Below are 21,630 nucleotides of genomic sequence, written 5' to 3'. Positions count from 1 at the left end.
ATCTATGGTAATAAGGGTCGTTCACTATTTTTTAAATGCCTGCAGTACCTGGCCGGCCGCATTGTTCAGTTTCGTCTTAACGGCGTCACTGGTCTTCAGCATCTGTTGCAGCTTGTCATTTTTTTCCATGACCTGACGGGTCATTTTTTCCCGGTAAGCCTTATACTTGGCAGCCAGTTCGGGATCACTGACAGCACCGATCTGGATGGCAAAAAGGGCGGCATTCTTTGCGCCGTTGATGGCCATGGTGGCGACGGGCATTCCCGACGGCATCTGCACGATAGCCAGGAGTGCGTCCATCCCTTTCAGGCTGCCGCTTTCCAGCGGTACCCCGATAACCGGGAGGGTCGTATAACTGGCAATCACGCCGGGAAGGTGGGCAGCCATGCCGGCGCCGGCAATGATACAGCTCAGGCCCCTGTCCTGTGCTGTAGATGCAAACTCCCGTACTTCGGCTGGTGTGCGATGGGCTGAAGCCAGAAGGACTTCACATTCCACACCAAATTCATTAAACAAATCAAAAGCCTTTTTCATTACGGGAATATCGGAATCGCTTCCCAGAACCAAACCGACTTTCATTACTAACCCCTCCTCAGAAAACACAAAACCCAAAGGGGACATAATATCACCTTTGGGTTGTTCACCTAGACATACGGGTAGCATGATACATGTACAAACCGTTTAAAACCAGCCCATAAACCTGTATACATGCTACATCTCCTTATTACTATTGATTGCACATCAAATACAGTTTCATTCTAACAAAAAGGGCGTAGCGTGTCAATGAAAATGCTATAACTTGTGAATAATCGGGCATACCGCCCGGGCATTTACAAAATCTTGGATAAAAATTCTTTCGTCCGTTCTTCTTTGGGATGGAAGAACAGGTCATCGGGTTTCCCTTCTTCCAGGATATACCCGCCATCGACGAAGAGGACGCGGTCGGCTACTTCGCGGGCAAAGCCCATTTCATGGGTAACGATGGCCATGGCCATCCCGTCGCGGGCCAGATCCTTGATGACGTCCAGAACTTCGCGGACCATTTCCGGATCCAGGGCCGATGTCGGTTCGTCAAAGAGCATGAATTTCGGTTTCATAGCAAGGGCCCGGGCAATGGCCACACGCTGCTGCTGTCCGCCGGACAACGTTTCCGGATAGGCATCTTTCTTGTCTTCCAGCCCTACCTTGCGGAGCAGGTTGATGGCCGTATCCTGTGCTTCCTTTTTAGAGACATGACGGGTTTTCATAGGAGAAAGCATGATATTCTGCAGCACCGTCATATGCGGGAACAGGTTGAACCGCTGGAATACCATGCCGACTTCCTTGCGGATGTCGTTGATACTCTTGGCATCGCTCATGCTGATGCCATCGACGATGATTTCGCCTGCCGTCGGCTGTTCCAGATAATTGATGCAGCGCAGGATGGTGCTCTTGCCGGATCCCGACGGCCCGATGATGACGACGACTTCCTTATCCTTGATTGTCAGATCAATGCCTTTCAGGACTTCATGGGTCCCGAAGCTTTTTTTCAGGCCTTTAATTTCTATCATCTGTAGCAAACCTCTTTTCCAAGTAGCTGACCAGGCGTGCGATGCCCAGGGTCATAATCAGGTAAATAGCAGCGACGGTCATCCAGATTTCAAAGGAGCCATAGGTCTTGGCGATGATCAGCTGGCCACGCCGTGTCAGTTCTTCAAAGCCGATAACGGAGACCAGCGACGTTTCTTTGGTCATAGAAATAAATTCGTTGCCCAGTGGCGGAATGACGTGCTTGAACGCCTGTGGCAGTATGACATAGCGCATCGTCTGCCCCCAGGAAAGGCCGAGGGAACGACCGGCTTCCATCTGTCCCCGGTCTACGGACTGGATGCCGGCACGGAAGATTTCCGATACATAGGCACCGCTGTTAATCGAGCAGGCCGCTACTGCCGCGACAAAGGGGTTGATCCGTTCGCCGATGACCATAGGCAGGGCAAAATAAATGAGGAAGATCTGTACCAGCATAGGCGTACCCCGGATGACATTGACATAGCATACAGCGAGGATATTCAAGGCTTTCATATGGGACAGGCGGCAGATACTGGTGATAAGCCCTAATACCAGGCCGATACCGACTGCCATAGCCGTAATTTCAATCGTAACAGCCGCGCCCTGCAGCAGCAGTGGGATGGAGTTCAGAATTAACTGAAAGTCAAAATTCATGCCAAACACTCCTTCAAAAGAGTCAATAGGAAAGTAAAAATAAACACTTCTCCTATTATAATTGCATTATTATGCGTTGTCAATCTCTTTTTATTCCTCTTCCTGACAAATTTCCAACAAATAGACATAGGTCCTGTCCAAAAGGAAAAAAGGCGCCACCCCTGAGGATGACGCCCCGCTGCCTATGGCATATAGATATGTATTAATCGTCCTTATCCTTCCTGCGCTGCTTTAGAAAGGATATCTCTCATGTGACGGACAGCCGCACCGATATCGGGCTGCGAAATAATGGAACTGATCATGGCAAAGGAGCGGAATCCTTCTTTGTACAGATGTGCCATGTTTTCCGGACCGACGCCGCCGATGCAGGTAAGGGGCATATCGTTCTGGGTAAGGGCGTAACGGATAGCTTCATCACTGACTACATCGTTGGCATCCTTTTTCGACTGGGTCGGATACATGGGCCCGAATCCGACATAGTCGGCCCCGTCGGCAATGGCACCTTTTATTTCATCGATGGTATTCGTGGAAACGCCGATGAGGACATCCGGGCCGGCCAGTCTGCGCACGAAGGAATAGGGTGCATCGTCCTGGCCGACGTGGATGCCGTCAGCACCACAGGCGATGGCCAGATCGACCGAGTCGTTCATGATGAAGGTGACGCCGGCTTTATGGCACATGGCCGCAATCTGGCTGGCTTCTGCATACTTTTCCCGCCAGGATTTATGCTTTTCCCGGTACTGGATCACTTTGACGCCGGCGTCGATGACCTGCCGGGCCGTTTCTATATTTCCTCTGCCCAGGCACAGGGCTTCACCGAGGATGCAATAAATGGGTTCCGTTAAAAATTGATGCAGACTTTCTTCTCGTTTCATTCTTTCATTACTCCTTTCTTAACAATGGCCAAACATATCTTTCATCGTCGGGTCTGTCTGGAAAACAACCTGCCAGCCCCGTTCTTTTGCGGCATTCTGCAGGCGCCGGGCCAGGACCGGGACAGAAATGACTTCCGTACCATAATGGCCGCCATCGGCAATGACCAGTCCGCGCTTTACCGCGTCCTGTGCTTCGTGGTATTTCACATCGCCCGTCAGGTACAACTGGGCACCGGCAGCGGCGGCTTCGCCAATGAAAGACGCGCCGGCCCCTCCACAAAGGGCTACCTTTTCTACGATGATATCTTCCGGCCCGGCATAGGTGAGGATCTGGATGCCCAGGGCCCGCTTGATTTTCCGCAGGACCATCCGTGCCGGTTCCGGTTGTGCCAGCTTTCCAATCCGCCCGATATAACAGGATTTCCCCTTATTGACCAGGGGATAGATATCAAAGGCCGGTTCTTCGTATGGATGAGCCATCCGTACGGCCGATAAAAGCAGATTCAGCCGGCTGGCAGGAATAATCGTTTCAATCCGGACTTCTTTCGTCCGTTCCAGTTTCCCTATATCGCCAATGAAGGGATGCGTCCCGGCCAGAGGTTTGAACTGCCCTTCTCCGTCTGCACTGAACATGCAATGGCTGTAATTCCCGATAAAACCGGCACCGGCCTCTCCCAGTGCCATCCGCACGGCTTCAGCGTGGCTTTCCGGGACATATACGGCGAATTTGTACAGTGGATCCGTATGAACGGGAACCAGGCCCTGTATGTCCGTCAGTCCGATTTTCCGTGCCAGGATATCATTGATGCCGTGTTCGGCACTGTCCCAGTTCGTATGGGCGCTGTAGACGGAAATGTGATGGCTCAGCAATTTCTCATACATGAGCCCGTCATAGGTGTCCGTGCGCAGGGACGATAATTTCTGGAAAATAACCGGATGATGGCTGATAATCAGATTGATTTTATTCTTTATCGCGTATTCCACCGTATCCATGGTCACATCCAGTGTTACCACCGCACTCTGGATTTCTTCCCGGGGACTGCCGACAAGCAGGCCCGGATTATCCCATTTTTCCGCCAGGCAGGGCGGCGCAAAGGATTCCATGATGTTGATTATTTTACTGAGTTGTATCGACATAAGAGAGCCTCCATGGTCTGAATGTGTGTCCTGAGTTGTTCCTGTCTTCCCCCCTGGTCCTGCTGGCTTTTCTCCAGGCCCTGACAAATCATCCTGTCTTTTTCGATGAGCTGACGGATCAGCCGGGGAAGGAGCGGATTCCTGGTCTGCCAGTTGCAGGGGCCGACATCGTAGAGCCAGTCATCAGGGATTTCCCCGCAGCCCGGTTCTGCTTTCATCATTTCATACAGCCGGCCTTCTTCCTCTACGAGCCGTTCCGCTGTAATATGCCATCCCTGGCTGTATACATACCGCCGCAGGCGGGATGCGTGGCTCTGGGGCTGCAGGATCAGGAAGGAAAGGGAACGGACGACGTCCGGCGACTGCTCCAGCAGATGTTCGATAAGGGGGCCGCCCATACCGCAGAAAACGGCGCCGTCCACTTCTCCGGGCAGGATGCGCTGCAGTCCGTCACTCTGACGGCATTCAACGCACGATGCCAGCCCTGCCCCCTGTACATGGGAACGGGCCGCGCTGAGCGGACCTTCGGCAATATCGGCTGCAATGGCAGAGGGACACCGCCCGCTGGTACAAAGGGCAACGGGCAGATAGGCATGATCGGTCCCGATATCGGCTATGCAGGCCCCTTCCGGAACGAGTCCGGCCGCTGCCTGCAGGCGTTTCGTGAGATGTATCACTGGATAACACTCCTTTTATACTATGCACATTATTTATATTTTACCACATTCATAGACATTTTTCTGTATCAGTCTGCTATAAAGAGGAGGAAAAATTGTCTCAGTTCCATGACAGTTTGTCCGATGGATGTGACAAAACAGGAATGTCCTCTTATAATAGATGTATGAAAAAGTCCTTTACCAAGGAGGTATCTTCTCCATGAAAGCGAAAAAACTCATTTATCGTACGGCACTCTGGTTATCTCTGCTGGCAGGATGCAGCGGAGTCGCCCTGGCATCACCGACGGCAACCGTCCCGGCAGCGCCTGCCACGACATCAGCTGTTACAGAAAACGGAACAGCTGATGCCGTATCAAATACCCGTAAGCCCGTCGATCCGCTGGCAGGACGGAGCACGGAACTCATAAAAAAATTCTATCTTACCAGCGGCAAGGCCTATGACCAGACGACGACTCTGATCAACAGTCTGAATCCGGCTCTGACCGGACTGGATAACAAGGAAAAACCATACTACCTGCGCATCGATAAAGAACTGACGGATAAGTATTTCCGTCATGTCCGGGCATACCACACGGATACACAGGAACTGGCCGGTGAGTATCTGGTCGCCAAAGACCAGTCGTCTGTCTGGCGGGTAGACGAGGAGCAGCCGGGCATGATTTATGGCAGTGCGGAAAAACTGCTGAAAAAGAGCCGCCTCGTCGTATATCCGCGTTATCTGGCACTGGGCAGCAAGGGCGTCATCCGGATGCAGATTCCCGGAAATGTCCCCTATACGCTTAGTGCCCGCAGCCTGAATGACACGATTGCCAAAGTAACCGGGTCCGGCGTCATCGAGCCGGTCTCTACGGGTAAAGCCGATATCATGGCAGACTATACAGTTGGCGACCAGAAAGGCACGGTAGTCCGGGAAATCCGTGTCGTGACCAAAGAGGATCTGGAACGCATGGCCTATGCCGCCTATCTGAATGAAATCTACCTCGATGCAATGTGGGACTATGACCCATGGCCATACGGATGGGGATATTACGGGCATCACCACCATCATCATCCCGGTCCGCCACCGCCACGGGGACATCGGCCTCCCCCGCCGCCACGCCGGTAAGACGGCCTGCGTCATCTGACGCAACGGTACTGAAAATGGCAGGATATATACTAAACCGCAAAGCGGATTTGTTCCCACAAGGCTTTTGCCATGGGGACAAATCCGCTTTCTTTTTTTATTTTCTATGATGTATGGGGCAGGCGATGTACGTACCGGTAATATAACAGGCCCAGCAGTATGGCCGTCACGATCCAGCTGATGGGATAACTTGCCATGAGCGTTGCAAATGTGTGGGATGAAGGAAAAACGGCATACACCCAGGCAATGCGCACACCGCAGATGCCAATGAGAGTGAGGACAGCCGGCGGGAGAGAAAAGCCATATCCCCTCATGGCTCCCGACAAAATTTCTATGAGGATATTGATAAACTGGGTATACACGACATAAATGATGCGCGTATTCCCCAATTCGATGACCAGGGGATCGCTGCTGAAAAATCCCAGCATGGGAATCGCCTTCCAGTAAATGAACAAGGCCATCAGTCCCATGAAAAAGGCATTGAGGCCCAGACACCACCACATGACGCTCCGGCAGCGCCGGATATTGCGGGCACCGTAGTTCTGACTGACAAAGGTTGTCGCAGCCTGGCCAAATGAATTGATGATACAGTACACGTTGATTTCGATGGTAAAAGCTGCTGCCGATGCGGCCATGGCATCGGCACCCAGGCTGTTAATGGCCGACTGGATGATGATATTGGAAATACAAAACACCATGCCCTGCAGGCCTGCCGGCAGTCCGATCCGTAAAACAGGCGCCAGATAGACCCGTTTCAGGCACAAGTCATGCAAATGTAATTCCAGGACATCGTCGCTGTGCAACAAGGCGACGAACAAAATCGCCGCTCCTACGCCATAGGAAAGGACGGTGGCAATCGCTACACCGGCGACTCCCCCGGAAAAGAGTCCCGTAAATAGCAGGTTGAGCACGATATTCAGACCACTGGCCACAGCAAGGGCCACCAGTGGCGTCCGCGTGTCTCCCCGGCTGCGGAAAATAGCGGACTGGAAATTATAAAAGCTGATGAACGGAAGTCCCAGCATATAAATCCGCAAATACAACTCGGCTGCCGGCATAACCACGTCGGGAACGCCGAGATGAGACAGAATGATACCGGCCGTCGCCTCTCCCAGGATCATGAGCAGTATACCGACCAGCAAAGCCAGCATAAACGTAGTATGAACGGCTTCGCCGGCCTGTTCCGGACAGCGTGCTCCCAGATACCGGGCGATGACGACATTGGCCCCCAGGGACAAGCCCAGAAACAAGGTGACAAATAACGAAATGACAGGTGTGTTATTGCCTACGGCCGCCATGGCATGGGTTCCTACAAACTGCCCCAGCACAGCCACATCGGCTGCATTGAATAATTGCTGAAGCACGCCGGTCAGGGCCAGAGGAAGTGCAAATATAATCAATTTGTTCCAAAGAGGACCGTGCAGCATATCAATCTGTCTTTTTTTGTGTTCATGCCGTTTTATGCGTTGTACGTGATCCATAAGGTCTCCTTTTCCATTGGGCCCACCTATCCTGAAACGATACTATTGTTATTTCATTATAGCAAAAAGAAAGCACGGCAGAAAGGCGGAATTTCTCTTTTCTGCTGTGCTTTCTTATTTATGACTGACATATTTTTACCCCATCGCCGGCAGACAATCCATCATCAGTCCCACAGGCAGTCCTTTGCGGGGACCGCGGTGATTTGTTTTATCATCGTCTTTATCTTTTTCGGATTTTTTCCAGATTGCGTAATTACGGCTTAAAATTTTTTCCATTCCCATGATATACATACGCGGATTCTCCTATTCTCTACAAGCGAGTAAAACGACATGGAAAATTGCTGATAACAGCGTATTCCATGCGCTTTTCAGGGCTCTTTCCCTATCCGCTATGCATTATAAAACAAAACAACTGAAAAGACCAATATCCCTTACGCATAGCTTTTCTCCGCAGATGATATTAAATTTTTCGGAATGATATTAAAATTTTAAACCGCTTAAAAGTAACGCCTGTCACTTAAAAAACAAAACCATTTTTATTACAAAGCCAAGGTTATGTAACACGATTTTCATGCCCAAAACGCATAAAAAGGACGGTCACACAACAGCAAATTTCTTGTGTGACCGTCCTTTTCTTCATTCCATATCGATTATTTATCAGTCATTATTTATTAGTGCCCGATGCTTCCAGGGCAACGGCCTGTTCCGTTTCCCCTGTCCCGAGGCCGGGACGATGCTTGTCCGTACCGCCCCACCACCAGCCACAGGCTTTGCAGACGACAAAGCAGGCAATCGTCAGAGCCAGATAGAGGCCGGCAAAAAGCCAGTGCTGACCCTGCATGAGCATGATAGGACCAAAGGACCAGGCAAACATTTCAAACGGCGTATTGAGAGAACCGACAATAGCCGTATCATTCAGCGTTTTGGACTTGTTGTCGGGATCGACAATACGCAGCAGGACGAACCCGATGGCAAAGACGCCTGTCGAATAGCCGTACACGAAGAGAGACCGTTCAAACCAGCTTTCGTTATTCATCTGAGGACCGACAACCCAGAGCATATACGTAACGATGATCATGCCCACGATGAGCAGCATAAGGAGGGGAACAGCGTACTCGATGACGACGGGAATCTTGATAGAGGCAATGCCGAAGAAGACAAGATAGTCCGTCGCCGTGCAGGAAATGCGGCTGATGACCCGGTTGTCAATGTAATCGTAAGCCGGCGTCCGTTTCAGGATGAGGAAGAGGCCCACGCCGAGCAGGAAGGCAAACAGGTAACTCGGCAGGTCCAGACCGGTACTCTTATAGATGAAATCCATGATGAACCATCCGGCACCGGAGCAGGTCAGAAGCAGAGACAGATGGAAAGCCAGCGTATCCAGTGTCGTCGAAGAAATGGTTTCATCCCCCATGGACTGACGGTTTTCCTTGGAAATCAGCCCGGTCTTCAAGTCGCCGGAAATATAGGAGAAATCCTTGATGTACGCCGTATAGCCTCTGCGGGCTGCCATTTTCGTATAGATAAGTCCGCCGAAGATGCCCGCCAGCAGACCTACCGTAGCACAGGTCATGCCAATATCCTTGGCATCTTCAAACCCCATCTGCGCCAGAGCCGACCCGACGGCAGCGGCCGTACCATGACCGCCGGAAAAGCCCGATGCCAGAAGGAGGCCAAAGGCATAGTTAATATCGGGAAACAGCTGCGAAATGACCAGAATAGAAAAAATAACAGGCAGGCTGAACTGAATCGCCTGAGCCAGCGTCTTGTAGCAAAAGTAAGAGCCAAGGCGGGCTACTTCCTTTTTCATATCGTTCTTACGGATGGTGAATCCCTGAAGGCCGATAGCCGCAAAAATCAGGATGATCAACGTGCCGGGATAACTGCCAATCCCCTTGGAAAACGGCAGGATCCCCGTATAGCGGACAGCCAGTGCCAAAAGGCCTGCCACCATCGCCGACGGCATAAAAAATCTCTGGATAAATCCCACTTTAGAGCGCAGCAGCTGCCCGATGAGAATGAACACTGAGGCTATAAAAAAGTCGATCAGAAAATTAGTAACGGTCACAAACGTATCCCCCTGTCCTGACGTGTGATTGTATAATTATAATTTAACGAAATTAGTGGATTTAGAAACCGTTGCAGCCGGAGCCGGATCCAGTTCCTGATCTTTGATGCCGAGGATGACTTCTGGCTGAATCCAGGGTTTATCCTGAATAGCACTCGTTTCTTCGTGTGTCAGATAGCCCTTGTACGTTACCATGGAACGGCGCAGGAAGCCATCTTTTGCACAGGCAGCAGCGACTCCGTTTTTGATGATGCTCAGGAAATGAGGCAGGACGGAAGCGGCGTAGGCAATGGAAGTAGACTGGCCGCAGGCTGCCGGGATATTGCTGACGCAGTAATGAACCACACCTTCTTCCACATAGGTCGGATGGGAATGAGTTGTTTCATGGAACGTTTCAATGGCGCCATAATCGTTGCTGATATCGACGATGACAGAACCTTTTTCCATGGATGCCACCATCTTGCGGTCGATCATGAATTCTTTGGCATCTTTCGGCCAGCGGACACAATTGTAAACGACATCGACCGTCGGCAGGATCTTCGTCAGGTTATAGTGATTGGAAATCATCGTATCCACGCTTTCATGGAACTGCTGGCCGATCATGCGCAATACGCCGATGTTGACATCCATGACCGTAACCCGGGCACCGAGCTGCTGCAGGACGCCGACACAGGCACGGCCAACCGTACCGGCGCCGATGACCAGGGCATGGACACCGGGAGCACCGCCAAAGCCATTGACGAACTTGCCTTTTCCTCCGTTGCAGGAAAGGAGGCTGTTCAGGCCCATCATAGCGCCGATTTTACCAGCTGCTTCACAGTTTGGCGAACCATAGCGGTGCGAGTCTTCCGCTGCAAAGGATACGGCTTTATGAGCCAGCAGGGCATCGACTTCTGCCGGATGGGCTGCCGGATGGATGCAGGTGAAGATAATCTGGTTTTCCCGGATGAGATCAAATTCCCGTTCTTCCAGTTCCTTTACTTTTGCCACAAAATCACAGTTGGCATAAATTTCTTCCATCGTATCGACAATTTTAGCACCTTCTGCCGCATAAGCTTCATCAGAAAAGCCAGCCCCCTTGCCGGCATCTTTCTGGACCCATACTTCCGCACCTGTGCGGGCGATCATGGCGACTTCTGCCGGAGTAGCTATGACGCGGTATTCATCAGCTTTAATATCTTTCAATACGCCAAATTTCATGAATAATTCCTCCTCAAAATTATATATGTATAAGCAATGTTGGTATAATGACAACACTTCAATTATATTTTATATATTTGAGGGCTGTCAATATATAAGAGCTTACATTTTTTGTATACATTATTTTTGTGTACATTTGTCCCTTCTAGATGGATTGTCGAAATATGTTTCCCTGTGATTTCCGCCGGACTGGGTGCATTTAAAAAAAACCTACACCTGCATAGTTTAAAATTATAATATCAGGCAAAAAAAGTGTCGATACGTAAAACGTTTTTCTTGTAAACTTAAACGTTTACCTGAAAATTTTTAATATTTTTTTCGTGAATTTTCTTGACACTCCCCCATGTGCGTGCTATGATTGCACCATCAAACGTCACACAAACGCGATGAAGCAAACTAGTAAACTTACCCAATCAGCTACAGAGAGCTGCCGGCCGGTGCAAGGCAGTGCGAACGGGGAGTCGAACTCATTGCCGAGCGGAAAGGCTGAAAGAAGGTTAGTAGGCCGCTACGGGAACTCCCGTTACAGAGCATGGATATCGCGAAAATGCCGTATCCGAGAGGGCGCCTGATTTCAGGCGAAGCAGAGTGGTACCGCGGAAGGATATATACGCCTTTCGTCTCTTAGCAAACACGCAGAGAGACGAAAGGCGTTTTCGTTTCTCTCACGAGGGATATTTGTTATACTAGGGGGAATTATCATGCAAACACCATCCACGTTTAAAACCGCATCGCTGAGCCTGTGCTTTTCGGTCGGTGCCGTATTATTCAGTTCTCATGCCGGCGGCGGTTTTGCTACAGGCAATCAGGAAAACGTCTATTTCGTCAGCCTGGGCTGGCTCGGACCGGTTACAGCCATCATTACGATGCTGCTGTTTACACTGACCATCAAAGAAGCTATGAATATGTACAATTCCCGTCATCTGCGCAGTTATAAACAACTGTTCCAGAATTTGTACAGCCCGTTTAAAGGTATCGAAGTATTGTTTGAAGCATTCTTTTATATCATGGTCATCATGGCCGTTTCCGCCACGGTTTCCGGCGCTGCTTCTGCCCTGGCCGCACAGACGGGCATCAACTATTATGCCGGTATCGGCATCGTCGGCACGATTATTTTCTTCCTGACCATTTTTGGTGCCGGCCTCGTCCGCCGCGCTACGACCTATATGGGCATTGCCATCCTGGCTATGGTCATTGCCATCTTCTCCGTCGGCGTCTATATGGGCGGTTCGGTAGAAGGCACCATGTTCTTTACACAGGCCATGGCTCAGGATTTCGCCGTAAACGGCTTCTCCAAATTGCCGACAGCTATTCTGCATGCATTCACCTACTCCGGTTTCCAGTGCGTCGTCATCCCGACCATGATCGTCGTCGGCATGCCGTTGGTCACCCGTAAAAATTGTGCTACATCCATGTGGTTCTCTTTCGCTATGAATGCCATCGCCCTGACCCTGGCCGTCTGCATGCTCTTGGGCTGGACCGGCATCTATGGTAAATCTCCATTACCGACACTGACCAGCTTGAAATCCATGGGCATGACCTGGCTGACCGTTGCCTACAGCATCTTCTTGATGTTATGCCTGATTTCTACGGGCGTTACGACCGTCTTTGGCTTCACGGCCCGTTTCTCTGAAATCCATATGCTGAAAAAAGTCAGCAAGAGTGCCGTTATCCGTTCTGCCATTGTCACGTTCTTCATCATTGCCCTGTCCATGACCGTTTCTATCGTCGGTCTGACCAATATCATCAAATACGGCTATGGCTACTGTGGATACCTGGCTATTGCTATCATCATCGTTCCCTTCCTGACCGTAGGCCGTTACAAAAACATCCGTTATGCCAAAGATAAAGCATACCGTGCCCGCATCGACGCCATGAATGCAGATCCTGATTCTTTCGAAGAATCTCCGGTCATGAGCACGGCCAAGGAAAACGCATAATTTTCAGATTCCTTAAATAAAAAACATCTACAGTAAACGCAAAAGAGAGGCCGTCACATTGATCAATTGATGTGACGGCCTCTCTTTCTATGCCCTGATTCAGGCTTTGAGCTCACTGACGAGAGTCGAGCCCAGAATGAGGACAGCCCCGATGATCGTGCTGACAGCCAGCGGTTCCTGTAAAAATAAGGCCGACAGAAATACCGAAACAATCGGATCAATATAGGTCAGAATGGCCACCGTCTGCGCTTTTAAGTATCTCATGGAGCCAAAAAATAACGCATAGGCAAATCCCGTAACAAACAGGCTGAGTACGAGAAGCAGGAAAAACTGAAATGGCGTACAGGACAAGGAAGACCAGTTTTCCGTGATAAGGGTATATGGCAATAAAACTACGGCAGCCGCTGCCAACTGGATAATGGTTTTATCATACGCCGAAATCGGAGAAAATTTCTTATTGCACACAATAACGGAAGCATAAAATACGGCTGCTCCGAGGGCAAAGAAAATACCGGACAAGTCAGTAACGCCCGATAACCCATGTTCAAAAACGCCTCCGACAAACATCATGCCCAGAAGTGCCAGCAATACACACACGACTTTTCGTACCGTAAGGGTTTCATGAAGCAGGACCGGCGATACGAGAATGACAAATACCGGTGCCATGTAATAGCAAATCGAAGCAATGGCCATCGTCGTATGGCGGAACGCCTCAAATAGTAAAATCCAGTTAATGCCGATACAGATACCCGAAATAATCAACAACTTCAGATTATCATGGATCTGCTGCCCCGACATAGGCATATGGCGGAAACGGACCAGAAAGAACAGGAACGCCGCCCCCAGTGACGCCCGGCTGAGAGCGATGATACTGGATGGCAGGGGAATATAATGAATAAATAATCCCACCGTCCCAAAAACAAACATAGAAAAAATTAAATACCCTCTGGCATGTGATTCCAATGAATACACCTTTCCCACCCCTTCGTAAGCCAAAATCCCTGCGGATTTCCACTCATAATACTAATAATGCCCTTCTGACAGATACAGGTATGATCTATCTTATCTGTCGGAAGGGCAACACTACCTATCCTATCCTGCACGCTCTTACGGTCCGCCAGCATGTATCATCACCTGTTTTCATCTGCCGGCATCTGCTGCTCCATCACCTTGGTCGTCTGATGCCAGGCGCGGAAAAAATAGGTCTGATGAATCAGATTCTTTGGCAGATAAACCGCCAATATGACAAAGGTAAGGAAGAAAATCAAAACGCTGGCATTCCGTTTGAGTGTCGGCAGAGAAATAAAAATTCTGGCATTAAACTTAAAAATAAAGTATCCCAGGAAATAGTAAAAGACGACTATCCCCATAACCATGGGCCATCCTAAACTGGTGCATACCTGCTGTACGTACATTCCCAATGGTTCCGTACGAAATGTAAAGATCGTCTGCTCTGTTATGCAGGTCCCATACAAGAAAAAATGTATCACCTGACATAACGGAATAAGCATCAGGAGTTGTGATAATATGGTCGTGCAGGACTGAAAGAGGCGGCAATGCCTGCGTCCGGCAGTCAGCTGCTGTGCCGACATCAGAAACAGCGCAGCATAACAGCCAAACAATATGTCTGCCATGGGATCCAGTTTGGGAGTTCCCTCATGCTGGAAATACATAAGCAGCGGGGTAGTCAGTGCCCAGCTCATGCCCGTAAGAAATTGCGTCAGCCAAAGCCGTGAAAGGAGTGTTTTTCCACTAATCTGCTGTACGACATAAAACAGCAGCGTCGGTGGAATCAACTGTCTCATGGCCAGACTCACGTCGCTTACATCCTGTCCCGTCGATGTACCATAGTATAAAAGGAAACAGGACGCATACAGGAGCAAACATTGTGCAATAAAACGTATATTCCGATTGCGTGAAGTATGAGATGTGTTTTCAGGTATGTTCTCAGTCATATGCATGGATGTTCCTCTAAAAGATGCGTGTTATAGACTTATTATACCATGTCACAGGCATAATGGAAATATGCAGACTACAAAATAAGCTTGACGATATAAGCGATTCATGTTATACTATTCAAGTATTTCATGGAGCGGTATCGAAGTGGTCATAACGGGGCTGACTCGAAATCAGTTAGGCCGCAAGGTCTCGTGGGTTCGAATCCCACCCGCTCCGCCAGATAAAAAAGCGCGCAGATAAGCCATTTATGGAACTTGTCTGTGCGCTTTTTTCTATGTCCGGAATAGTGAATTTTATGGGTGAAATCTATCCCAAAATCTACCCCAGATTCTGCTATCCCATCCTTCTTCATTTTGGACTCCCCCTCTTTTATTTCATTATATTTTATAGTACGATATCCATAGATACTGTTAGGAGGGATTAATATGAATACTGACATTGCAACCCCATTAATTCCCAGACATGGGTTGAAACTAAAGGGCCGGGAATTACAAAATTATATCACCGCTGAAGTAAAACGGATGCGGGCCGGTAAAAAGGATTACCATCTGAAGCTCCCTGCCGGATGGCAAAAATCAGAATGTACGATTCACGACATCACGGTTGAAGAATTCCGTACAACATCCCGGTCCGACCTCGTCCTGCTCCAGTTCCACGGCGGGGGTTATACCGGTGCCATGCACGATAAATGGCGTGTCAGTGCGATTCTGCAGGCATTCCTTATGAACGCTAAAGCCGCTTATTGTGTAAATTACCGGCTGGCACCGACTCACGTATATCCGTCGGCACTGGAAGATGCTCTTGCTGTTTACAGCTATATTTTGGAACAGGGAACGAATGGCGGGGACATCATCCTTATCGGAGACTCCGCCGGTGCCAACCTGGCCATTGAAACTGCTATGTTTCTACGGGATCACGGTATAAGCCTTCCGCGCGTTTTACTTCTCCAATCTCCCTGGGTAGATTTAGGCACCAGCCAGGAATCGCTAGTCAGTAACAGAGAAAAAGATCAGATTTTAGGCAGTACCGCTCCACTGTATCCAGAAATTCTGAACCCCTCCTATGCCGGAAGCCTTTCTGTTGATGACCCGCGTCTTTCCCCCATCAACGGCAATCTGGCCGGTCTGCCCCCCATGCTCATCCAGACCGGGGGCAATGAAATATTTCTTAGCGAAGATGAAGAGTTTGCCCATAAAGCCGCCCGTGCCGGCGTACGCGTTACACTAAGCATATATCCCGGGATGCCACATAATTTCGGTATCTGTTTACCCGAATTAGAAGAATCGGTACAATCGGAGTACGAAATCAGAGACTTTGTCCATCGTTATACAGAGAATAACTGACACTAACGCCAAAAAAGTAACCTTCACCCTGTCACGTCTGATTGTCCAGGGAGCGGGCGGCGCATCGTTTTAGTGTTTTTGCTTCGTCCGCAGCGATATGATAGTCCGTATAGGGTATGACCTTCTCTTGGATAAATGTATCTGATTGTGCCAGCAATTTTTCTGGTTGCAGCTGGGGAGCCAGCTCTTCCAGTCCGGGATAGGCGTCGCCCTGATTCCAGTCATGCTGCCGGTTATAGGGACAGGCATCCTGACAGCTGTCACACCCGCAGATCCAGGTACCGCAGCTCTTATCATCCAATCCGGGTGTAAGTTTCCCTTTTGCAAAGGTCGTAATAAAAGAAACGCATTCCAGCGGGCTCATGGTAAATGGTCCTTTCAGGGCTCCGCTGGGACAATGCGCTTGACATAGGTGACAGCTTTCGGCACATGGCCGTATATCCGGTGTATGATGACACCAAGCCTTCTGGTCTATCACATATCCCACCAATTCTACAAAGGAACCTTTTTTCGTATAGAAAAAATTATTTTTGCGAATAATCCCCAGCCCTGCCATCATGGCCGCATACCGCAAAGGACCAATGCTGAGATGACCAAATTGGTCACCTCCTTCACAGCGGATTCCCTGCTCTTTAACCCACGTTTCAAAGTCGTTGCGCGCAGTGAGACTCTCCGTACAGACACCATTACTGGGTGACAGGAAAAAGGCTTTGCCATATTTTCCCTGCAACGAAGCGGGAAAGCGGTACTTACCTAACCAATACGTACCAATGATTACCGATTTGGCCCAAGGGAACCGTTTCTTAATATTCGCAAAATCTCCCATTCCCTGATAAAAAAAGGCGCTGGACGGAACTTTCTCTTCCCGTTCCTGTAACCGCTGTTGAAATCCATCCATATCATCTATCGGAATGATGCCACAATCATCAAAGCCACAGGCCAATGCCTTATCGTAAATGTCTTGCCCTAATTTATTCGCATCCATGTTCATTTCTCCATATCGTGTATATACACGTAAAATAAAAAAATCATCCCTGCCCCATTAACTGGGCTAACAAATCTTCTAACTGGCTCATTTGCTTTTTTCCCAAGCGGGATTCCAATTGCTGCTGCGCTTGTTGCCAATATCCATAGGCCTGCGCAAACACGACTTGTCCCTGCGCTGTCAGTTGAACGAGTCTTCGCCGCCCTGTAGAAGGGAGCGTTTCCAGCAATCCCCGTTTTGTAAGCAGCGTAATATTCCGGGAAAGAGTCGTCCGGTCCAAATTCATGGCTGAGGCTAATTTTGTAATTGATAAAGGGCCTAATTCCTTGCTATGCCAGAGGATAGAATACTGTTGCACCGTAATCCCTGCTTCTTGTAAATATTTGTCGTATAAAGCCGTGACTGCCAAGGTAACTTGCCGTAAATTAAAACAATGACATTGCCGTAAATGAACTTTCTTTCTGGTACTACATTCTTGATTCATGTTCTATCTCCTTATCGTGTATATGCACTATATTATCATCAGCCACTGATTTCGTCAAGAAACAGTCAGCTTTTATTCCTGCCTATGCCCCGATTCCATGCCGTTCTTGAAGGTCACCGGGATATCCCGGGTTTGGCAACTCAAAATACATCTTTCTCTTATCTATTCATCAGGATAGCTTCCAGAATGTGATATAATAAATGCATAAAAAATTCTGCACGGTGCAGTAAATCATCGAGGCATTCCTTATGAAATCGTACTATACCATTGGTGAAACGGCAAAACTGCTGGGCGTGACGACACAGACCCTGCGGCACTATGAAAAAATAGGTATTTTACAACCCCGTAAAATAGATTCACATACGGGATACCGCTATTACTCATTTGATCAGTTCCATATCATCGACCGGGTAAAATATCTTCAGGGATTAGGCCTGCATCTGACCGATATCGGCCAAATCATCAAAAAAGGGACTGTTGCCGGTCTTCTGCCGGCCCTGGAAAAAGAATGGCAGAAATCCTATCAGGAACTGGAACAGATTCAGAACCGCATCAAAGATATCGAATGGTACATCGAATATTTTACCTATCTGAGTAAAATAGATGATTCCAGCATTTTGTATCATCTCCATCTGCCGGAACGCCATATCATCCAGGTTCCCTGCTATGATACAGACGCCCTGGCCGATATGGAAATCCGCCTGGCGAAAGCCAAAGGCTCTTCCCGTCTCCATCACTTACCTTACCGGAGACAATATGGATATATTCTTTCTATTTCTGATTTGTTCGCCAGCCGTTTTCATCCTACACAGTATTTTATTTATCTGAAACACCGTCCGGATCAGTATCTTCCAGAATATAAAAAGCTGCCTGCCGGCGAATACATCTGTTTTCGCACCCAGGTTTTAAAAGAACATTGGGATACGACGCTGCTGCATAACTTTTTCTCTGATATGAACCAGCCGGAGCTTGCCCTGGCCCTGGAATTCGAAGATAACCTCGTTGAATATCAGGATGCCCAGTACGAAATACAGATGTATTCTCCTGAACAAACGCAAACCTTATAGCAGGAATAAGGTTGTACTCCGAATTGGTTCCACAAAGAGACGTAGCCTGCCTGTAAATGAGTTGAAAAGCATATTATTAATGACTATATCGCAAGAATAGGCTGTGAAATTCGTCAGCCTATTCTTTTTTTGCACACAAAAAAGAATTGACTCGTTTCTTACAAAAAGGTTTATGCTCTATTCATAGCAAAACATCGTTTTGCATAGTTATTACAAATTGCTTTTAGGAGGAAACCATAATGAACACGACTGTATCGAGAGAAACTGAAATCCTGTATGTCGGGAGCGAACCGCAATTACCGGTAGAACGGCCGGAAACACCGCCGATTTATCCTTCCACTGCCAATATTATCAGTGATATGGATGACTATGATCGTGCTAATAAAGGAGAGAAATATTACTACTGCCGTACAGCTAATCCAAACCGCGATGGCGTAGCCCAGGCAGTATCTTATCTTGAACATGGTGAGCAGTCTCTGGTCTGCTCTTCCGGCATGGCGGCTATTTCTACAACCATTCTGTCCCTGGTAAAAGCCGGCGACCATATCATCACCAGCAATGCCATTTACGGAGAAACGATTGAATTATTCGACCGCATTGTAAAAAAATTTGGCGTTGAAGTAACCTATGTGGACCTGACCGATCCCGATGCCGTAGAACAGGCCGTCCAGAAAAATACCCGTCTCATCTATACGGAAATCATTACCAACCCGCTGATCCGCATCATCGATATCGACGCCATCACCCGTATCGCCCATAAAGCAGGCGCTCTCGTCGTCGTGGACAGCACATTCACGACACCCTTTGCTATCTGCCCGCTCGATCACGGTGCCGATATCGTCGTACACAGCATGACAAAATACTTCGGTGGCCACAGTGATATTACAGCCGGCTGCATTACCGGTCCTAAAGAGCTGATGAAAAAAATCTATTCCGACTATCTTCTTTTCGGCGGCTGCCTTGATCCCCAGAGTTCCTGGCTTCTCCTGCGCAGCATCCGCACCATGGAAATGCGCGTCACCCGCCAGTTCGCCAACGCGCGTGCCCTGGCCGAAGCCCTGCAGGCCGATCCGCATGTCCGCTATGTCAATTATCCGACTCTTTCCAATCATCCCCAGCATAAACTGGCTGAAACATTACTGCCCCATGGCTGCGGTGCCATGCTCAGTTTCCGCGTAGAAGACGACCGGCAGAAAGTCAATGAATTCATGCACCGGTTGAAGGTAGTCAAATATCTGGGAACACTGGGAGGTTATCGTACGACCATCGCCCACCCCGCTACGGCGTTCCGCTTTGATTTCACCCCACAGTAGCTTCGTGACATGGGAATGGAAGAAGGGCTGATCCGCATTTCATCGGGCATCGAATCGACAGAAGACCTGATAGCTGATTTCAAACAGGCGTTATCTGTATTTGATACAGTAAAGTAAGGCGGTGATTCCTATGTTGAAAAATATCAATCTGCCTATCGCCCTGTTAGCCGTCGGCCTGCTGTTCGCCCTTGTCGTCCCCATGGTGCTGGCACCGGAAGGAACGGCGTACGTCATCAGTATTTTCTATAATATAATGACGATTGATTTTCCCTGGGCTCTCATGCTCATCGCGTTTCTCAGTGCCGTCTTTGCCATCTTTATCATGTTTTCCAAATACGGGGATATCCGCCTCGGTGGGAATGGTGCCAAGCCTCACTATAAGACGTTCTCCTGGGCAGCTATGAACATGTGCTCTGCTGCCGGAGCCGGTATTTTCATCTTTGGCATGGTCGAATGGATGTATTATGTCAAAACACCGCCGTTCGGAGTCATTCCCGATTCAGTACAGGCCTATGAATATGCGTCAGCATACGGCATGTTCCACTGGGGATTTTCCGCATGGGCCATTTATCTTCCCGTCTCCCTGGCACTGGGATATATGTTCTGGAATAAGAAAGTAGACTCGCTGAATCTGTCTGATTTATGCAAATCCGTGCTAAAAGGCGAAAGCCTTCCGGTCCGCATTATCCGTAAAATAATCGACGGTCTCGTCGCCTTTGGCTATATCGGCGGTCTGGTCTGCACTGTCGGACTGGGTACATCCATTCTGGCAGAACTGGCTGGCTACCTGCTGGGCTTTGAAGTAACCTTTACGCTGCGCATCGCCGTAATACTCATCTTCTGCCTTTTCTTTATTCTTTCCACCTCCAAGAGTATTGCCAAGGGCATCAGTATCATCAGCGACTTCAATGTCAAACTGGCACTGGGATTTTTTATCTTCATCCTTATCGTCGGTCCTACGTCGTTTATTCTCAATAACTTCACCATGGCTGTCGGAACCAATATCCGGGAATTCGTGCACATGAGTTTCAATACCGACGCCATTGCCCAGACAGGATTTGTCCAGCAATGGACCGTATTCTACTGGGCCTGGTATCTGGGCTGTACGATTTCTGACGGTTTGTGGCTGGCCCGTGTTTCCTATGGCCGTACGTTCCGGGAAATCGCCATCGTCCGCTGCATCTGGACAACACTGGCCTGCTGGCTGGCCTTCGCCATATTAGGTAATTACGGCATGCATCAGGAATTGACAGGCGTTCTGTCATTATCACAGTTAGTCATCGATAGCGGTAATAATGCCGCTGTTCTGGCCGTCCTTAAGACGCTGCCGCTTTCATCACTGGCAATCGTCGTCTACATGGCAATCGTCGTCTACATGGCAGTCGTCTTTATCACCCTGGCCTGTGGAGCCACTGCCGCTTCTACGGTCGTTGCGACACTGACTTCTAAAAACTTGAAAAATGATGAAGAACCGGCCAGCTGGTACAAAGTTTTCTGGGCATTTCTCGTACTGCTCCTGCCTGTCGGCATCCTGTTTCTGGAACACATGGTACCAGGGCTCAACGTCCTCACGACCATCCAGTCTGTTACGACCATTATGGCTATCCCCCTTTCTGCCGTCATCGTCCTTCTCCTGGTCACATTTTATAAGACCTTGCGAAAAGATATCCGCAAAAAAGAATTGTATGTCGATGACGTCAATAAAGATAAGTGGAATGCTGTATAACTAACCATTTCTATATGATTGGATAAAACCCAAAAAACAGGGCCATCGCA

Annotated in this window: 19 protein-coding genes, 1 tRNA gene, 1 pseudogene and 1 other annotated feature; of the genes and pseudogenes, 7 read left to right on the top strand and 14 right to left on the bottom strand. The window is 49.0% G+C overall.

Annotation, left to right across the window (positions count from 1 at the left end; genetic code table 11):
* Nucleotides 1-24 precede the first annotated feature (24 nt).
* The 6 genes from purE to B2U90_RS05915 form a co-directional block, all read right to left on the bottom strand.
* A complete protein-coding gene (purE, locus tag B2U90_RS05940) occupies nt 25-579 on the bottom strand; it encodes a 5-(carboxyamino)imidazole ribonucleotide mutase (RefSeq protein WP_072235705.1) in 555 nt (184 codons plus the stop codon).
* 251 nt (nt 580-830) lie between these two features.
* On the bottom strand, nt 831-1,550 hold the full coding sequence (locus B2U90_RS05935) for an amino acid ABC transporter ATP-binding protein (protein ID WP_059075282.1): 720 nt from the start codon (nt 1,548-1,550) through the stop codon (nt 831-833).
* Nucleotides 1,537-2,202 (bottom strand): amino acid ABC transporter permease, encoded by a 666-nt coding sequence (locus tag B2U90_RS05930; protein ID WP_059075283.1) that lies wholly within the window; start codon nt 2,200-2,202, stop codon nt 1,537-1,539. The genes B2U90_RS05935 and B2U90_RS05930 overlap by 14 nt, the downstream gene beginning before the upstream one ends.
* A gap of 212 nt (nt 2,203-2,414) precedes the next feature.
* Nucleotides 2,415-3,077, bottom strand: coding sequence for a thiamine phosphate synthase (gene thiE, locus B2U90_RS05925; protein ID WP_075581240.1), 663 nt, complete (start codon nt 3,075-3,077; stop codon nt 2,415-2,417).
* Nucleotides 3,078-3,095: 18 nt separating this feature from the next.
* Nucleotides 3,096-4,214 (bottom strand): Nif3-like dinuclear metal center hexameric protein, encoded by a 1,119-nt coding sequence (locus B2U90_RS05920; protein WP_113855726.1) that lies wholly within the window; start codon nt 4,212-4,214, stop codon nt 3,096-3,098.
* Nucleotides 4,190-4,891, bottom strand: coding sequence for a tRNA (adenine(22)-N(1))-methyltransferase (locus tag B2U90_RS05915; RefSeq protein ID WP_236699603.1), 702 nt, complete (start codon nt 4,889-4,891; stop codon nt 4,190-4,192). The genes B2U90_RS05920 and B2U90_RS05915 overlap by 25 nt, the downstream gene beginning before the upstream one ends.
* Before the next feature lie 199 nt (nt 4,892-5,090).
* Between B2U90_RS05915 and B2U90_RS05910 the strand changes: the two genes are divergently transcribed.
* Entirely contained in the window at nt 5,091-5,996 is a 906-nt protein-coding gene (locus tag B2U90_RS05910) for a hypothetical protein (protein WP_292017345.1), read from the top strand.
* 122 nt (nt 5,997-6,118) lie between these two features.
* Here B2U90_RS05910 and B2U90_RS05905 read toward each other — a convergent pair whose 3' ends face one another.
* From B2U90_RS05905 to B2U90_RS05890, 4 genes are all read right to left on the bottom strand, one after another.
* Nucleotides 6,119-7,495, bottom strand: coding sequence for an MATE family efflux transporter (locus B2U90_RS05905; protein WP_292017344.1), 1,377 nt, complete (start codon nt 7,493-7,495; stop codon nt 6,119-6,121).
* A 135-nt stretch (nt 7,496-7,630) separates the two neighbouring features.
* Nucleotides 7,631-7,786: a hypothetical protein gene (locus B2U90_RS05900; protein ID WP_154662683.1), complete on the bottom strand. Its 156-nt coding sequence runs from the start codon at nt 7,784-7,786 to the stop codon at nt 7,631-7,633.
* Between the two features lie 373 nt (nt 7,787-8,159).
* Complete coding sequence (locus tag B2U90_RS05895; protein WP_075581243.1) at nt 8,160-9,563, bottom strand: sodium/glutamate symporter; 1,404 nt, start codon at nt 9,561-9,563, stop codon at nt 8,160-8,162.
* A gap of 36 nt (nt 9,564-9,599) precedes the next feature.
* Nucleotides 9,600-10,763 (bottom strand): alanine dehydrogenase, encoded by a 1,164-nt coding sequence (locus B2U90_RS05890; protein ID WP_059075288.1) that lies wholly within the window; start codon nt 10,761-10,763, stop codon nt 9,600-9,602.
* Between the two features lie 377 nt (nt 10,764-11,140).
* Nucleotides 11,141-11,391 (top strand) — a binding site (T-box leader).
* Between the two features lie 73 nt (nt 11,392-11,464).
* On the opposite strand from B2U90_RS05890, the gene B2U90_RS05885 reads away from it, so the two are divergent.
* Entirely contained in the window at nt 11,465-12,703 is a 1,239-nt protein-coding gene (locus tag B2U90_RS05885; RefSeq protein ID WP_113855723.1) for a hypothetical protein, read from the top strand.
* A gap of 99 nt (nt 12,704-12,802) precedes the next feature.
* Here B2U90_RS05885 and B2U90_RS05880 read toward each other — a convergent pair whose 3' ends face one another.
* Complete coding sequence (locus B2U90_RS05880; RefSeq protein ID WP_292017343.1) at nt 12,803-13,675, bottom strand: DMT family transporter; 873 nt, start codon at nt 13,673-13,675, stop codon at nt 12,803-12,805.
* Nucleotides 13,676-13,833: 158 nt separating this feature from the next.
* Nucleotides 13,834-14,520, bottom strand: a complete 687-nt coding sequence (locus B2U90_RS05875; protein WP_292017342.1) for a hypothetical protein — start codon at nt 14,518-14,520, stop codon at nt 13,834-13,836.
* 272 nt (nt 14,521-14,792) lie between these two features.
* On the opposite strand from B2U90_RS05875, the gene B2U90_RS05870 reads away from it, so the two are divergent.
* Both B2U90_RS05870 and B2U90_RS05865 read left to right on the top strand, forming a co-directional pair.
* A tRNA-Ser gene (locus B2U90_RS05870) sits at nt 14,793-14,881 on the top strand.
* Between the two features lie 206 nt (nt 14,882-15,087).
* Nucleotides 15,088-16,005: an alpha/beta hydrolase gene (locus tag B2U90_RS05865; RefSeq protein WP_059075293.1), complete on the top strand. Its 918-nt coding sequence runs from the start codon at nt 15,088-15,090 to the stop codon at nt 16,003-16,005.
* 31 nt (nt 16,006-16,036) lie between these two features.
* Here B2U90_RS05865 and B2U90_RS05860 read toward each other — a convergent pair whose 3' ends face one another.
* Nucleotides 16,037-16,990, bottom strand: a complete 954-nt coding sequence (locus B2U90_RS05860) for an epoxyqueuosine reductase (RefSeq protein WP_292017341.1) — start codon at nt 16,988-16,990, stop codon at nt 16,037-16,039.
* A gap of 43 nt (nt 16,991-17,033) precedes the next feature.
* Nucleotides 17,034-17,474: a MarR family winged helix-turn-helix transcriptional regulator gene (locus B2U90_RS05855; protein ID WP_170087513.1), complete on the bottom strand. Its 441-nt coding sequence runs from the start codon at nt 17,472-17,474 to the stop codon at nt 17,034-17,036.
* Between the two features lie 248 nt (nt 17,475-17,722).
* On the opposite strand from B2U90_RS05855, the gene B2U90_RS05850 reads away from it, so the two are divergent.
* The 3 genes and pseudogenes from B2U90_RS05850 to B2U90_RS05840 all read left to right on the top strand — a co-directional run bounded on the left by B2U90_RS05850 (nt 17,723) and on the right by B2U90_RS05840 (nt 21,580).
* Nucleotides 17,723-18,541, top strand: coding sequence for a MerR family transcriptional regulator (locus B2U90_RS05850; protein ID WP_059075296.1), 819 nt, complete (start codon nt 17,723-17,725; stop codon nt 18,539-18,541).
* Between the two features lie 239 nt (nt 18,542-18,780).
* Nucleotides 18,781-19,971: pseudogene (locus B2U90_RS05845) on the top strand (trans-sulfuration enzyme family protein).
* A gap of 13 nt (nt 19,972-19,984) precedes the next feature.
* Nucleotides 19,985-21,580, top strand: coding sequence for a BCCT family transporter (locus tag B2U90_RS05840; protein ID WP_292017340.1), 1,596 nt, complete (start codon nt 19,985-19,987; stop codon nt 21,578-21,580).
* The last annotated feature ends 50 nt before the right edge of the window (nt 21,581-21,630 follow it).

The sequence above is a fragment of the Megasphaera sp. UBA4233 genome (assembly GCF_002395615.1).
Classification (GTDB): Bacteria; Bacillota; Negativicutes; order Veillonellales; family Megasphaeraceae; genus Megasphaera; species Megasphaera hexanoica.
This window is presented reverse-complemented; position numbering and strand designations above follow the sequence as displayed.

Coding starts and splice junctions, on each gene's coding strand:
- B2U90_RS05865 (WP_059075293.1), top strand. CDS start 15,088: ATGAATACTGACATTGCAACCCCATTAATTCCCAGACATGGGTTGAAA.
- thiE (WP_075581240.1), bottom strand. CDS start 3,077: ATGAAACGAGAAGAAAGTCTGCATCAATTTTTAACGGAACCCATTTAT.
- B2U90_RS05860 (WP_292017341.1), bottom strand. CDS start 16,990: ATGGATGCGAATAAATTAGGGCAAGACATTTACGATAAGGCATTGGCC.
- purE (WP_072235705.1), bottom strand. CDS start 579: ATGAAAGTCGGTTTGGTTCTGGGAAGCGATTCCGATATTCCCGTAATG.
- B2U90_RS05855 (WP_170087513.1), bottom strand. CDS start 17,474: ATGAATCAAGAATGTAGTACCAGAAAGAAAGTTCATTTACGGCAATGT.
- B2U90_RS05930 (WP_059075283.1), bottom strand. CDS start 2,202: ATGAATTTTGACTTTCAGTTAATTCTGAACTCCATCCCACTGCTGCTG.
- B2U90_RS05850 (WP_059075296.1), top strand. CDS start 17,723: ATGAAATCGTACTATACCATTGGTGAAACGGCAAAACTGCTGGGCGTG.
- B2U90_RS05840 (WP_292017340.1), top strand. CDS start 19,985: ATGTTGAAAAATATCAATCTGCCTATCGCCCTGTTAGCCGTCGGCCTG.
- B2U90_RS05910 (WP_292017345.1), top strand. CDS start 5,091: ATGAAAGCGAAAAAACTCATTTATCGTACGGCACTCTGGTTATCTCTG.
- B2U90_RS05885 (WP_113855723.1), top strand. CDS start 11,465: ATGCAAACACCATCCACGTTTAAAACCGCATCGCTGAGCCTGTGCTTT.
- B2U90_RS05935 (WP_059075282.1), bottom strand. CDS start 1,550: ATGATAGAAATTAAAGGCCTGAAAAAAAGCTTCGGGACCCATGAAGTC.
- B2U90_RS05920 (WP_113855726.1), bottom strand. CDS start 4,214: ATGTCGATACAACTCAGTAAAATAATCAACATCATGGAATCCTTTGCG.
- B2U90_RS05900 (WP_154662683.1), bottom strand. CDS start 7,786: ATGTATATCATGGGAATGGAAAAAATTTTAAGCCGTAATTACGCAATC.
- B2U90_RS05905 (WP_292017344.1), bottom strand. CDS start 7,495: ATGGATCACGTACAACGCATAAAACGGCATGAACACAAAAAAAGACAG.
- B2U90_RS05890 (WP_059075288.1), bottom strand. CDS start 10,763: ATGAAATTTGGCGTATTGAAAGATATTAAAGCTGATGAATACCGCGTC.